The 13707-nt window shown below is 43.2% G+C and carries 12 protein-coding genes; 1 reads left to right on the top strand and 11 read right to left on the bottom strand.

Going from position 1 to position 13707, the window contains the following annotated elements; translation table 11 throughout:
- Window positions 1-155: 155 nt before the first annotated feature.
- Window positions 156-299: a hypothetical protein gene (locus tag CX664_RS26095; protein ID WP_163369559.1), complete on the bottom strand. Its 144-nt coding sequence runs from the start codon at window positions 297-299 to the stop codon at window positions 156-158.
- Between the two features lie 528 nt (window positions 300-827).
- On the opposite strand from CX664_RS26095, the gene CX664_RS01270 reads away from it, so the two are divergent.
- Window positions 828-1628, top strand: a complete 801-nt coding sequence (locus CX664_RS01270; protein ID WP_180966347.1) for a hypothetical protein — start codon at window positions 828-830, stop codon at window positions 1626-1628.
- A 91-nt stretch (window positions 1629-1719) separates the two neighbouring features.
- On the opposite strand, the gene CX664_RS01265 is transcribed toward CX664_RS01270, so the two are convergent.
- From CX664_RS01265 to CX664_RS01215, 10 genes are all read right to left on the bottom strand, one after another.
- Window positions 1720-2295, bottom strand: a complete 576-nt coding sequence (locus CX664_RS01265; protein ID WP_101744964.1) for a 5-formyltetrahydrofolate cyclo-ligase — start codon at window positions 2293-2295, stop codon at window positions 1720-1722.
- A gap of 810 nt (window positions 2296-3105) precedes the next feature.
- A complete protein-coding gene (locus CX664_RS01255; protein ID WP_180966346.1) occupies window positions 3106-3366 on the bottom strand; it encodes a hypothetical protein in 261 nt (86 codons plus the stop codon).
- A 179-nt stretch (window positions 3367-3545) separates the two neighbouring features.
- Window positions 3546-5753 (bottom strand): AAA family ATPase, encoded by a 2208-nt coding sequence (locus CX664_RS01250; protein ID WP_101744961.1) that lies wholly within the window; start codon window positions 5751-5753, stop codon window positions 3546-3548.
- Window positions 5750-6196, bottom strand: a complete 447-nt coding sequence (locus tag CX664_RS01245; RefSeq protein ID WP_101744960.1) for a hypothetical protein — start codon at window positions 6194-6196, stop codon at window positions 5750-5752. Before CX664_RS01245 ends, CX664_RS01250 begins: the two co-directional genes overlap by 4 nt.
- Window positions 6193-6603 (bottom strand): hypothetical protein, encoded by a 411-nt coding sequence (locus CX664_RS01240; RefSeq protein WP_101744959.1) that lies wholly within the window; start codon window positions 6601-6603, stop codon window positions 6193-6195. Before CX664_RS01240 ends, CX664_RS01245 begins: the two co-directional genes overlap by 4 nt.
- Entirely contained in the window at window positions 6600-8666 is a 2067-nt protein-coding gene (locus CX664_RS01235) for an integrase (RefSeq protein ID WP_101744958.1), read from the bottom strand. Before CX664_RS01235 ends, CX664_RS01240 begins: the two co-directional genes overlap by 4 nt.
- Window positions 8659-10146: a tyrosine-type recombinase/integrase gene (locus CX664_RS01230; RefSeq protein ID WP_101744957.1), complete on the bottom strand. Its 1488-nt coding sequence runs from the start codon at window positions 10144-10146 to the stop codon at window positions 8659-8661. Before CX664_RS01230 ends, CX664_RS01235 begins: the two co-directional genes overlap by 8 nt.
- Complete coding sequence (locus CX664_RS01225) at window positions 10146-11276, bottom strand: tyrosine-type recombinase/integrase (RefSeq protein ID WP_180966345.1); 1131 nt, start codon at window positions 11274-11276, stop codon at window positions 10146-10148. The genes CX664_RS01230 and CX664_RS01225 overlap by 1 nt, the downstream gene beginning before the upstream one ends.
- 221 nt (window positions 11277-11497) lie before the next feature.
- Complete coding sequence (gene ssb / locus CX664_RS01220) at window positions 11498-12076, bottom strand: single-stranded DNA-binding protein (protein ID WP_101744955.1); 579 nt, start codon at window positions 12074-12076, stop codon at window positions 11498-11500.
- Window positions 12077-12270: 194 nt separating this feature from the next.
- Window positions 12271-13614: an MFS transporter gene (locus CX664_RS01215; protein ID WP_101744954.1), complete on the bottom strand. Its 1344-nt coding sequence runs from the start codon at window positions 13612-13614 to the stop codon at window positions 12271-12273.
- Window positions 13615-13707 lie beyond the last annotated feature (93 nt).

The following is a 13707-nucleotide window of genomic DNA, read 5'->3' as shown; positions in this document are numbered from 1 at the left end:
TCCCAAAACCAACGGTTCTTCAATGCAACAACTCCTGAATTGCCCCAAAGAACGAACGATCACCCTGACAATATCTTTAAGATAACGAAGGTTAGCGATTAAGAACAGGGGTACATCTTATGTTGGTACCATCATAGACTTCATCTGACCAACCTTCACAGAGCTGACGTTTCCATAGCATTGGCACCTGCCATGGCTGCATCTTTAATCTGGTGTTCCATCAGGACAATTTCATCCATGGAATAAAAGAAGCCATCAGCCACAGGGCGAATCATTGCCAACAGTCCGGGATGATCCATGAACGCATGCCTTGCCACATCAACAGAAATCAACAGAAATCAACAGAAATCAACAGAAAGCACGCCTGCTTTTGCATAATGGTTAAATCGCATAAATTAAAAATCACTCAAAGATTATTTGCAAAATCATATAACGATTCCCAGAAAAACCATTTTATTAACCACAAGATAAAAACCATAGTACTAATTAAAACAACCTGACAAGAAATATAACAACTACTGCTTTATATATATTGATTATGAAAATCCCCATATATGAAAAAAAAACATTTATCTATTTTTTTATATAGCCATACCATTTTGCGGAAATAAAATATTACTCTAGAATCCCTCTTAGTATCTCTCCACGCAGTAAGCGAGTTCCATTACCGAGCTTAAATTAATAAACAGTCATGAAATATTTCAAAAAAATATATTTAAAGCTAGGAATAATAAGGCTCGCTTACTGTCCAACCGTTCGGTTCTGATCTTTATTTAGAGAGAACCGTTTTTCTTAATTAAAAACAGCCATCCGGATAAGGGGTTAGCATGTTTAGAGGAAAGTGTTTATTCATCGTTTTATTGTTATCAATCACATCGGCAACATGGGGAGCCCCTTCCGATACCAGAGTCGGGGTTGAGGATGGGTATTCAGGCGGGAGTTCTTTGTCAGCCATTCTCAGTAGCGGTACTTTCTCTTTCCTTGAACTGGCTGCTCATGCGACCATTCTTATAGGTGGCGGAAACTATGCTCCGGAAAGCCCCTTTACAAAAGTATTGTCATACATCCCGCAAAAGGTTTATGACTTCGGTGCTACCAACGTTCTTTCCAACCGTGTTGCCCACAACGTCTTCCTGAGCCAGCTATTAAGATTACTGCCCGTTGCCAACGACTACGTCTGTGGCATGATGACACTGACGACCGAGGATGGCTATTATATTGACAGCGTTCTGGTAAATCAGGGATCAATACAGAACGACTCACAATTTGAGCATATTGGCGACAATCTTTTTGTGCCAAAAAACAGAGGTATCACCAACCTGTTATTAGTTAAGCAGATGACCGGGTGGTCAACGGCAGGAAGCGCATACATCACTGAAAACCCAATTGACTTATTCATCACTGTTTCTGATGGTCGACAAACGTCTACTATCAATGTTCAGAAAAGCTCATGCACATTGTACAGTTATGGAAAAGCTCAAGCCTCTATCATAAAGGGTGATGATGTATCTTTCTGTCTGACAAATTCTGGAACCGATTCAAAAGTATCAACGATTACTGCGCTAACATCTGCCTACGGTAAACCAGCTCTTATGCGTATTCCCGGGGAAGCCTGCGAAAGCTATTAGTCCGGTATTCTGAATGATGAATGTTAATCTCTGACAATACCCAAACAGTACCACCCTCTTGGTAAAACAGGGTGGTTTTTACCAGAACAAATTATATTGGGTAATAGCGGCTGTCCGTTGCAATACCAGACATGTCTATATCCCAATGTTCTACAGGAATCGACTCAACTTTCTGACACTCATGGGCAAGGCCGATAAGTATTGGCTTTTTCGCAGTCCGGGTAAAAGCAAATGTTCTGTCATAGAAGCCTCCACCCATGCCAAGCCTTCTGCCAGCTTCATCAAAACCGGTTAAAGGTACAAGGACAACCTCCAGCTTTTCTGGTGAAATCGGTTCTACCTCCTGCAAGGAAGGCTCAGGGATTCCAAAACGATTCAAAACCAGATGAGTGTCGGGCAGGTATTCAATAAACAGAAGGTTGTTATTGCTCCCAATCACTGGCAGATAACATTGTTTGCCAGAATTCCAGAGAAAATCACGGAGAACGTCCGGATTTATTTCGCCATCACTGGCTATATAAATTGCAATGTGCTGGCTATCTGCAAGCTCAGGCCGGGCACTGAGAATATCACACAACATTACACCAGCGCTGACCTGCTGGTCAGCGCTTAATGCCCGGCGGCGTTCGCGGAGAGAGGTTCTTAACTCAGAACGGGAACAAGACATAAAAAGTGTATACCTCGGCGTGTGTGTCTGTTTTGTATCATCAATATGCTGATTTTATTAGGATTCACATAAAACCGTACACAGCATTTAGCTTTTTTTACCGTCTAATGAACCAAAAAGTATAGACGTATATATTCACCTTGGTACGACTATACAATTTTTACCCCTTCCCTGCTGCCTATCTCAGGCATTAAATTCAGTAATTTTGCCAACTGAGGATAAGGTCATCACTGAGAGATCAACAAATAGCACAGATACCTTAACCCTTGTGACAGCAGTGGCAAAATAGATCTATCCATGTTCTTCGCCAGATAAGCGGTATCACCTCCTTATGAAACTGATGCATGTACAAGATTTTCCAGAAGGCTTCCTGTATATTTTATGCCCTTCTAACCTTCAGGCGGTCATTCACTTCAAGTGCCAATTCCAATATTGAACGACCTTAGCAGCCACTGTAGGATGGATCGTAAAGACTCAAAAATATCAAGGACTACAGAATGAGGCATGATAACAAAATCATTTTAGCCACAGCAGCAGTATTTTCGGGATTCATTGCTTTACCATCAGGTACAGACCACCTGCTTGGTAGAGTGCTTGGATATACAGTTGCATTTATGATAATTTCAGGTTTTTTTTGGATGACAAATACGCTTACAAGAATGATGATAACTAGGAAATAATCATCATTTGTTTTATGAAAGATACCGATTCCTGCTAACAATTGGTTAAATACAGCAAGGCTTCCAAAGAATAGCAGGAAATTCTGATGGAAGCATATCAAGGCTGGCCGAATGAAACGCAACCTTAATTTTATTTAACGTAACCTTTCTTTTTAGCATTATTAATAAAAAGAACAGTCAGTATTGTTGCGCTAATTAGCCAGCCCTCAGTATTATATGCCCGAATAACTGCGGCGATCTCGGTAAAATTTTCAGATAAGGACATATAAGTGTAGTTTTTTGTTGCCCAAACCATATCGTAAAACTCATGGGATATACGATTAAAAAACCAAGGCAATACATCAAAAAACAACATGGTTCCAATCCAAATGAAAATAATTCCACCAATCATATTTTTAACCTCCATCGGATTTATTCCGAATATTTTTTATGCTTACTTAAACGATAACATCAATATTTATTGTTGTCATAACTACATCAATAAATTCAATATTTTCGGAATCAACGAAGGCTATCGGTCAGTAGCGAAATGGCCAGAAAAGTACGACCTTAAGCCAGAGAATCCCCTGCTCAAAGCAAGTGACTTTCCAACTTCTGCCCAAGATGCGCCTTCCGCTCCTCATGCGCCACCTTCGCAATAGCCTGATCAATCAAACCCTGTTGTCCAACAAACAGTACTGACTCTTTGGCTCTGGTAACGGCAGTATAAAGCATTGACCTATCCATGTTCTTCGCCAGATACAGCGGTATTACCACCGTATGAAACTGAGACCCCTGCGACTTATGAATGGTCATGGCGTAAGCATGTTCAAGGTTCTCCAGAATCTCATCGGTGATTTCCGTTATCAGTCCATCATCCCATGTGATCTGACCATAGCTATAGGTCGTACATCGAGCGCCAGTAGTCAGTGTTTCCCGCTGACCGTAGACGATAGTAATTGTGCCTAAAGATCCATTCATTAGTTCCCAGTCGTAGAGGTTGGCAATACACATCACCTTATCCCCTTCTCGAAACCATGTTTCCTCATACGCCTCGTACTGCTCGTTATAACGCTTTACTTGGCGACCTTTATTCAGGGCTGCACAGCGCTGGTTTACGGCTGTTACCAAGGCTCTTGTCGGGCAGATCACCTGAACCTGATCAGGCGATTGTGAATAGATTTCAACCACCTTATCCAAGATTTTTTTCTTCGAGCTGCCGGGTATGACCTGAACGTCCTGATGCTGTAGTTCCGGTGACTGCCCCACTCTTATCTGGCCTGCCACTGTCGGTATATTGGACTGATGAGATTGACGCTTAACCTCATCCAGCGTCACCTGCGGAACACTATCTGCTTTGATTATTTCGTGGAGCACCAGACCAAAGCCAATGGGTGGTAGTTGCCCAACATCCCCTACCATGATGATTCTTACGTTGTCAGGGATAAAGGAAAGCAGCCGGTACATACTGTGCAAATCAACCATGGAGCTTTCATCAATCACCAGTACAAGTTTACTGCTGTCTACGCCCTTAAACTGGAAATTACGGATAAAACGCTCAATGGTAAATGCTTCCCTACCAGTAGCCTCGCTCATACGCTTTGCAGCTTTTGCCGCCAGTGCCACCTGTATGGGTATCATGCCTGCATGATCGAAGACATGGTAAAGGGCATCCAATACCGTGGTTTTACCCACCCCTGCACCACCGTTAATGAGGTAGAACGGATGCTTGGCTGCTCCAATAACTGCCTGCTTCTGCTTTTCGGTCAGGGTAAAGGCATTAGCCTTTTCATACTCAGCAATATGTTCTTCAATGGCACTACCCTCAAGCCCAAGCTGGGCAGGAGCTTGCAACATATCAGCCAAACGAGACGCCACGTATTTTTCCATAACGTATGCCCCGTTTGACTGGTAAAAACCGCCCTCCAGCTTTTGAAAGTTCTCTGGTGCTTCATTAAGCTCAGCAATGGCTTGTTCAGCCAAATCAGCATCAGCCAACGTATGCGCCATCAGCTCTATCAGTTGTTCATGAGTAACCACAACACTGCCTTTATCCAGCATGGTGTATAGGGCTTGCTCTGATGCCGCCAGCAAACGCCTTGGGTCATGCTTGGAAATCCCCATACCCAGAGCAATATCATCGCATTTACTAAAGGAGAGATTGAATGCCAATAGCCTGTACGGATCTCCTTCAATTTTGTCTTTTGTCTTTTCACCATAAAAGCGATGAATATTGAACGCCTGAGAAGCAGTCAGCCCCAGCTCGTGACAGCAATAGAACAATGCATCGCTATGGATATAAGACTGCCATGTTTCTATCAAGTCACTGGATATATCTGGTGACAGAACTGAGTTCAGAGAGTCCGTATCACCGTTGTCCAGAACCCCATACAAATCCTCACCAAAGGTATTCCATAATTTTTGTGCTTTTACAGCTCCAATGCTTCGAAACCGGCTGTTTTCAGCTAATAGGTTGATCAGGAATTTGCCACTGGTTCGCTCCAGCATAAAGCTCATTGTCGTGATGAGATGCCGTGTCAGGGTAAAGCCATTAACCTCAACCTGCTTTGAAATATGGGTTTCTGGAAGTATTTTGCAGACCGCACCCTGCCCCAGCTCATTGATGTAGGCATCCGTATCTTTATCCTGCACCTCGACAACGTAATGGGATCTGGAATCCAGTTTTGACCACGTATTCGGATCAATTTTTACTCCGAAAAAAGTCAACCCTTTACTTTGTCGAACAGGGTCTTTAGTTACACGCAAAAACAAGGGTTCTACCTGTGTATAACTGCTCATCTCGGTAGCCTCCCTGTCGTTGTCAGAATCCGCTCCTGAAGCTCAAATCGTTTGAGCTTTTCCCTATGGCTTTTCACCTCTGCCTGTAGATCCGCCACCTTATTTGCCAGCCTTCGGTTTTCTTCTTTTAGTTTGTTAATCTCTTGGCTCTTTCGTTCCCTAATGAAGGATGAATCAGCCTTCACTTCCTGCTTTGATTCATAAGGCAGTTTCTCGATAACCCCTTTCTCAAGCAGTGGTTTTGCAATATCCAGCAGGGCATTTTTCACATGATCGTTGTGATAGAGAACACTTCTGGTTATACCGGCATCCTTACCGATCAACTTAAGATTCAGCCCTCCTCTGTCACAGTACTCAGTCCAGTCTTTTTCTGCTATCTGAGCAGCAAAGCCCAATAGTTTCTCAAGGCTCTTTCTGGACTTCTCATTCATCGGCTTGCTCACTTGGACTTCCCCCTTTCCCGAACCGTTGTTTTCATCGTTTTAGGGATCGGGCGATTTAACAACTCCTCTGAGAGGCCAGCATTAATGGCATTTGTTAACCAGCGAATATATTTATTGTCATACTCTTCCAAGATGGTTTTCATTTTGACCACCTCTGCTCTCAGCTTGGCGTTTTTGGCCTTAAGTTCTTCTACCTGTTCACCATCACTAATAATGGTTCTCTTATCAGACTTAGCCAGATCGTAGGCTTTCTTGATTTCCTCATGACGGGAAAGAGCCGCACGGGTATAACCCGTGGCTTCTGCAATCATCGCCCATGTGAGCTTTGGATTACGGGCTGCTAACACATCAATAGAATGTTTGATCTGATCTACCGCTTCCGGGGTAATATATCTGGAGGCTTTCATTGGATAGCCTCGCACTTGTCTTTACCTTCAGGAAAGACCTGAATAACTGAACCCTCAGGAATCGAATCATCATCTTCGATAGCCAACGCTGCAATGCACCCATCCAGCAGTTCCTGATGTGAGTGCAGCCAGTTGTTTGCCCCCCAGTATTCCTCTGCTACAGCCTCTTTTGCTTCTTCTATGTGCTGCTCTTGTTGTTCCTTGATTCGGATTAATTCGTCAATTTCTGACTGCTCACCTTTTATTCTTTTGTAGTTGGCACAAAAACGAAGGCAGGCATAATGTTTACCACAGGGGCTGTCATTAAAGTCGTGCTGACAAAGGCCAATGGAGGAAACTTGAGAAGTTGCCATATTTTGCATAGCATCAAGTGCTTCTTCACTGTCAACCAAGTTAAAAATAGTCATTGCGTCAACAGCTTGTTCTTTGGTGATATTGTTGGCAGCCAGAATATCGTCCGCCTTATCCATAACCATTTTTGCTTTGTTGCTATGGTCATAAGCCTGATTATCACCCATATAGGCTCGACCAAAATATCGGGCTATTTCAAGCTCTGAAATATTCCCACCAAGCCTACATATGGTATTTAAATAATGTCTGAATTGGTGGGAAGTTATGCGGAAGTTTATACCGTCAACAATGATATTCCTTCTCTGAAAGATAGAATTCACATCATCCATTGTATCTCTGCCGGTTATAAAATCTCTATATTGAGTATCCGTTATAGTGCAGAAGCTCCAATAGTTAGTTTTTTTCTTATCATGATGACGTTGATGCTGAGTAATCAACAGCATCCTTGACAAGCTTGTAGCTGTTGTCTTGCTTTTTAACTTCGTCCATAGATCTTTGGCACTTTTTGCTGCCTTGTCAGATGTAATGTCTTTAAGCTCGCTCGCAATGAATGAATTTGCAACATTCGCTTTCCCTTCAACAGGCACTTCACGCTTTCGTTCTTCAATGGTTACATTTAGTTTTTTTAGTCGTGATGTGGCATTTGAGTTACTAGAACCTAATAACTTATAAATATTTTCGTCACCAATAAAACAAACACCACTAATGGACGGAAAGAAGTTATAACCGCCACTCTCTTCTATTTCTTCGAGCACCGTTCTAACAGGAGCCAAGTACTCTAAAATAAAGTCGAACCCTTTTTTTAGAATAGGAACTAAAACATCAGGAATTACCTTTGTTCTCCAATGCCCTTTTTTCTTACCATAATACTTAATTTCCCAGTAGCTTATAGTGTCATAATCCCCAGTTATCTCATTGTATTCTTCCTCCTCTACTTCATAGAGAAAATCGGTGGAGAGCGTGATTACCTCATCAAAGCGCAAACCTGTAGCAAAGATAATTTCAGTGATAGCAAGGAAAAGCCCATCATCACCATCTAGCCCTTCAGAGCTTAACAAACCGATTGCCTTAAGCACCTCAGTATCAGGCATCTTCTTGTGGCTAATGGTGCTGTTTTCCAGATCAATTTTAGTATCTGAGGGTACTTGCGTATCCTGCCGCTTAAGAGTTGAATTAAATTTTGTCTTAACTGGTGTCAAACGATATTTATCAATAAATTGAGATATTCCGGAGAGTCTACTCCCACCCCAGTAAGCAGTTGAATTTTCTAGTTTGTCGATACTAAGCTTTTCAGCCTTTACAAAAACATTGTTTGTCAAGCCATCAACACCAAGTTGATTTCCCAACAAAGCCAGATCAACAAAGCGATAAGCATTGATTATTGATTGCAAATATCCAACAGTCTTTACTTTCTGGATTTGCAGATCACAGATATGACATTTTGCAATTTCAGCCAACGATTCATTATGAAATGGCTTCATGTCGGCTACTGCACTCTTTGCTTTTGCCCTCTTCCCATTATCTCTACTAAAATACAAAAAACTTTTAGTATGCGCTTTATTCGAGTGGGATGGGCAGCTATCAGTGACATCCCAGATAAAATCACTCCATTCAACGTCAAAAGGGCAGAACTTTTGGTAATGCTCAATGCGAATTTTTAGATTTCCTACGTGATCCACTCCGACCTTCGGAGATTGAAAAACATTATTCATAATCACCTTCCTTGATTTTTTTAATTAATGCGTTTGCAGCAATAAAGTCACGGTGCTTGGCAAGCTGAATGCTGTGTTTCTCACCGTAAATTTTTAAAGTATCATCGACCAGATTCTGGACAACCTGCTCATGATCTGCATCCTCAAAAGCCTCTAGCGAAGGGCAGCTATAACAACTAAGAGGAGGGTTAAGACCGCAGGGATGGCTACTACCACAAGAACCAATCAAATGTAACCTAGCGTTTTTATCAGCACCAAAAAGTTGCTGTCCGGGGATTGATGCTTCATCTTGCTTGATGACTTTCCCCTGAAAAGCATCCAATATATCCTGAGCCTCACTCTGCAAGATTTGATTGAGCTTTTCAGCAACTTTTTTGGTCTGTCGGTAATATACCTGTAATTGTTGTAGATCAGTGTGATCCATTAATTGAGCTATTACTTTTAACGGAGTATTTTTAGCCACAAGATTGGAGCAAAATGTTTTTCGTAACCTTCGGTTGTTTATCCTAAAATCAAGCTTCATAAAATTTGAAATTAATAAAATCCTACGAGCATACAATTGATCCGTTAAATATTCATTCCTGAACCCACCGCTACGATTCTGGGTAGGGCAAAGTAGAAAATAATCATCAAGAGAGGGGGCATCCTTTTCAGACAATTTCATCCTTTCTATCAGGTGGGTTATATCTTCAGCTAAGAACTTTGTGATGACTCTGGGTATTCGTTTTTTATTAGCCCCTCTGCCTCTTTGCTTCGCCCTTGGGATCATCAGCCAGTAGCTACCATCCTCTTTTTCAACAAAATCGCTTACCCGCATGTTCATCACCTGAACGTCTCTAGCTCCAGTGAGCTGAGCAATTCTAAGGCCAATAAACCCCTGTAATTGAAGTATTGTAAGTCTGGAAAGATCTGCTCGTGTTGTTGAAACAGCTTCTTTGAATTTACGATCCTCCTTAATAGTTAACGCCCCTCTACCCTCCATTGGGATAATGACATCCATCCCTTTATTGGGGTTCGAACCAAACCTTAAGCCATTAAGGTAAAAATCAACAAAGTCTTCATCAAAGAACGGCATTTTCTCATCTGCACACCACCTATAAAATATTCTCAATGAAGACTTATCTTCTACCGAAACATCCTCAGAGTTCATCAAGTTAAAATACAGATCCCTTAACTCATCTTCCACCCCAGAAGAGTTCATGCTCTTAATCTTTATATGCCTTTTAATCCTTGCCACATAACCATCCACACTTTTTTCAGCATAAGATAAAAAAAGAAATGAAACGAAGGCTTTCACATGATCCTTTATAAAAGGGGATATACTGGCAAAACTCACAGACACCCTGATACTTTTTAAGACAATGCGATCCTGCGTCAAGTCATAACGATGATTATCCTGTGATACAGGATATGGGTCATAAGAAAAATCAGCGTATTCACTCAAGTCACTCTGGACTGTTATTATTTTTTGATCCAACATCAGGAAATCCCCCTTTCTATTTCGATATGCAAAGCACTCAGGGCGTCATAAGCCTGCTCTTCAGTTGACAGCTTTTCGTAGTTCTCTCCGGTTTTGGAGTTTGGGCTCCATCCACCTATGAGGTTTTTAATTTTACTTTTCTGATCGTCTGTATAGCCTTGGCGCAGAAGATGACGATCTAGGTTTTCCATTCTTGTATGCCGAAGGATATGTGGTCTCAGCCTGTCAATTTCAGGAATATCCTTGCGGATTTGTGCAAAAACATTGTTCAGCGCCCCCTTGGACATAGGGAGGCAAGGTGATCTGGTGGCCAATAATAAAAATGGTGGCTGTTTACGTGCTTCTTTTTTTAAAGACCTGATAGAGCAATACTCATCAATCATTTTTGCCAGCTCTTTTGATATGGGAATAATACGCTCCAGCGTTTTAGTATCAGGAATATCCTTTCTGGGGTCAGGATATTTCACGTTTTGCTTTATATAGATGTAGGGCTTATATTCACGGGTATGGCAGTTCTCAATGGTTAGTGAGAGCAACTCCCCCCTCCGAACCCCTGTCTCATAAAGGATGAGGATAATAAGCCTGTTTCTGATGCGTGTTTCTTTATTCCAATTAATAACCCCATCTTTCTCCAGAGCATAAAAGAGCGTTTTCTGTTGAAGTGGTGTTAAGCCATGAACCAGCGACTGGGTTTTACCCTTTATTTTTCTGTTTCCTAATCGTTTAATCAGATTTTCAAAAGATTTATGCCAATTAGGCAAAACAGGATCATTGCTTCGCCTTCTGGCTACATTTCGATCAAAAAGGTCAGTAAAGTAGCTGACAGTAACAGCCAAACGATGGTTAAAAAAATCAGGACAGACTTTCTCTGGATGCATTTGAACCACTGTTTCCCCCTGCACATCCACCACCTTCGTCTGGAGATGCTTTATAAAAGAGGCAAATAGGTTCGACTGTCCAAGGAAAGAGCCAGCCATTTCATCTTGCAGGTCTATATTTCGGCTCGCTGCCCAACGCTCAATGTGAATAATAATATTGGCCTTTTGGTTTGCCGTGGCGCTGGAATGATCAATCAGGTCAGTAATAACGAAAGTATTAATACGGTCAATAGGCATACCACTGTCATCCACGACCAATGGAAACCGCTCATTTCTCCCCTCAACATTAACCACCCTGACTCTCATAGAAATGCTCCCGATGTGTCTATACAAAACACTTATTAATACTTTAGAAGAGCAGAGCCAAGCTGTCAAGATATGTCTATACACAACAAAAATAACAAACCCCTTACAATGCAAGGGGTTCACTTGATCCTGTATACAAATAAGTATACATTTTTAAGTTTGGTTTTTTAGAACGGGATATCATCATCAAAATCGTCAAAACCACCAGCAGGCTGTGGCTGGGGATTTGATTGCGGTTGCTGCGACTGCGCTGGTTGATGCTGTTGCTGTTGCTGTTGTTGTTGTGGTGGTGATCCGTATTGCTGAGGCTGCTGCGGAGCATAAGACTGCTGCTGTTGCGGTGCCTGCTGCTGGTAGCCACCGCCACCTCCCATCGGAGCACCCATAGCGCCTTCCTGGCGGCCATCCAGCATCTGCAGTTGGCCGCTGAATCCATCAACAACAATCTCGGTAGTATACCGATCCTGACCGTCCTGACCCTGCCACTTACGTGTCTGCAGCTTACCTTCGATATAGACTTTTGATCCTTTACGAAGGTACTGTTGAGCGATCTCAGCCAGCTTGCCGAAAATAACCACCCGGTGCCACTCCGTTTTCTCCTGTTGCTGACCGGTATTACGGTCTTTCCAGGACTCACTGGTTGCCAGACTCAGGTTGGCAACGGCACTGCCATTGGGAGTAAAACGTACATCCGGATCGTTACCCAGATTACCAATCAGTATTACTTTATTAACGCCTCGAGCCATTTAGCTTCTCCGCCATATTCACTCAAACTCAAATAGCCTCCAAGAACAGAGTCCATTCATTGAAGACACCATGGAGTGACCTTACAGGACCACTCCATATTAAAAATGCTCTATTAAAACAAAGGCCCTGTATCTGGTTCCCCGTTTTTATTCTGTATCAAACCGCAAGCTTGATATCTGAACCACATATATTGCTAGCACTGCCCAAACTGCCTTAACTCGGACCAGTTCAGTGCCTGCTTATCAACTTTCAGATAAGCTGTTTTCTCTGCGGCAAGCACAGTCACTTCCTGAACACCGTCAATACCAGCAAGTCGTTCTCCCACCGAACTGACATCACCAAGCTCAGGATTCAGGGCCATTACCATAGTACTCACATAAGGTGGTTGCTTCATAGTAACAGACAACCAGCACCACAGGGCAGTGGGAATTGTACAAAGCATTATGACAGCGGGAGCACCGCCATACTCCATGGCAACGCCCCCAAGGCTGCCGCCCAGGGCAGCCCCCAGAAACTGGCTGGTTGAGTAGCCTCCCATGACCGTGCCACGGGTTCCCACTGGCGCGAGTTTGCTGACCAGGGATGGCAGCGTGGCTTCCAGAAAATTAAAACCAAAAAAGAAAATCAATAAGCCCGCCAACAACATCGTGACACTGAGCATGCCTTGATAAAACAGCGCAAAAGCCACGAACAGAATGACAATGCTGAAGCTGTAACACTGCTTGAGCAGTCGCTGACGCTCACTGAAAATAATAAGGGGAATCATCATGACAAATGACAGGCCCAGGACGGCCAGATAAATACCGCCATGAGCAGAGCGATCAAAATCTTTGCTCAACAGCTCGGGAATAAAAATGAATAACGCCATCAACACAAAATGGAGGGTAAAAATGCCAATAATGTGCCTCAGCAACTCCGGGTTAGTGAAGACCTGATGCAACACCTGACGATCAACAGAACTGTTTAAGTCCCGCCGTTTAATGACCGGCGTTGGCACCAGCAGGATAATCACCAGCATCGCTGCCACCGCCATCAGGGCATTAGCGATAAAGAGTCCGGACAGCCCCCAGATATCACTGACCACCGGCCCCAGTACCATGGCAATGGCAAAGGCAAGGCCAATGCCCATGCCAATCATGGCCATGGCCTTGGTTCGATGCTGATCCCGGGTAAGGTCAGCCATCAACGCTGTCACCGCGCCGGCAATGGCACCACACCCCTGTAAAATACGCCCGGCAATCACTCCCTCGATGGTGGTAGCCTGTGCCGCCAGCAGGCTTCCCAGTAGAAAAATAAACAGTCCCAGCAGAATAACGGGCTTCCTGCCCCAGCGATCAGAAAGCCAGCCAAACGGAATCTGTAATATGGCCTGGCTGAACCCATAGGCACCAATGGCCACCCCGATCAAACTGGGCGAAGCTCCCTGAAGATCGTCAGCAAAAAGAGCCAGAACAGGCAGTACCATAAACAGTCCAAGCATCCGAAAGACAAAGACCAGGGTAAGGGATACAGCCGCTTTTAATTCAACAAATGACATGGGATAACAGCAAAGTCCTGAATTTTTTTGGTGGTTATAACTGATAAAATTACTGATAAACAGTGTCGCCGCAAGTCTATCAGGATTCGGATC

This window comes from Endozoicomonas acroporae (genome assembly GCF_002864045.1).
GTDB classification, from domain to species: domain Bacteria; phylum Pseudomonadota; class Gammaproteobacteria; order Pseudomonadales; family Endozoicomonadaceae; genus Endozoicomonas; species Endozoicomonas acroporae.
Note: the sequence above shows the minus strand (reverse complement) of the source record. Positions and strands in the feature narration are given on the sequence as shown.

Coding starts and splice junctions, on each gene's coding strand:
- CX664_RS26095 (WP_163369559.1), bottom strand. CDS start 299: ATGGATCATCCCGGACTGTTGGCAATGATTCGCCCTGTGGCTGATGGC.
- CX664_RS01270 (WP_180966347.1), top strand. CDS start 828: ATGTTTAGAGGAAAGTGTTTATTCATCGTTTTATTGTTATCAATCACA.
- CX664_RS01265 (WP_101744964.1), bottom strand. CDS start 2,295: ATGTCTTGTTCCCGTTCTGAGTTAAGAACCTCTCTCCGCGAACGCCGC.
- CX664_RS01255 (WP_180966346.1), bottom strand. CDS start 3,366: ATGATTGGTGGAATTATTTTCATTTGGATTGGAACCATGTTGTTTTTT.
- CX664_RS01250 (WP_101744961.1), bottom strand. CDS start 5,753: ATGAGCAGTTATACACAGGTAGAACCCTTGTTTTTGCGTGTAACTAAA.
- CX664_RS01240 (WP_101744959.1), bottom strand. CDS start 6,603: ATGAAAGCCTCCAGATATATTACCCCGGAAGCGGTAGATCAGATCAAA.
- CX664_RS01235 (WP_101744958.1), bottom strand. CDS start 8,666: ATGAATAATGTTTTTCAATCTCCGAAGGTCGGAGTGGATCACGTAGGA.
- CX664_RS01230 (WP_101744957.1), bottom strand. CDS start 10,146: ATGTTGGATCAAAAAATAATAACAGTCCAGAGTGACTTGAGTGAATAC.
- ssb (WP_101744955.1), bottom strand. CDS start 12,076: ATGGCTCGAGGCGTTAATAAAGTAATACTGATTGGTAATCTGGGTAAC.
- CX664_RS01215 (WP_101744954.1), bottom strand. CDS start 13,614: ATGTCATTTGTTGAATTAAAAGCGGCTGTATCCCTTACCCTGGTCTTT.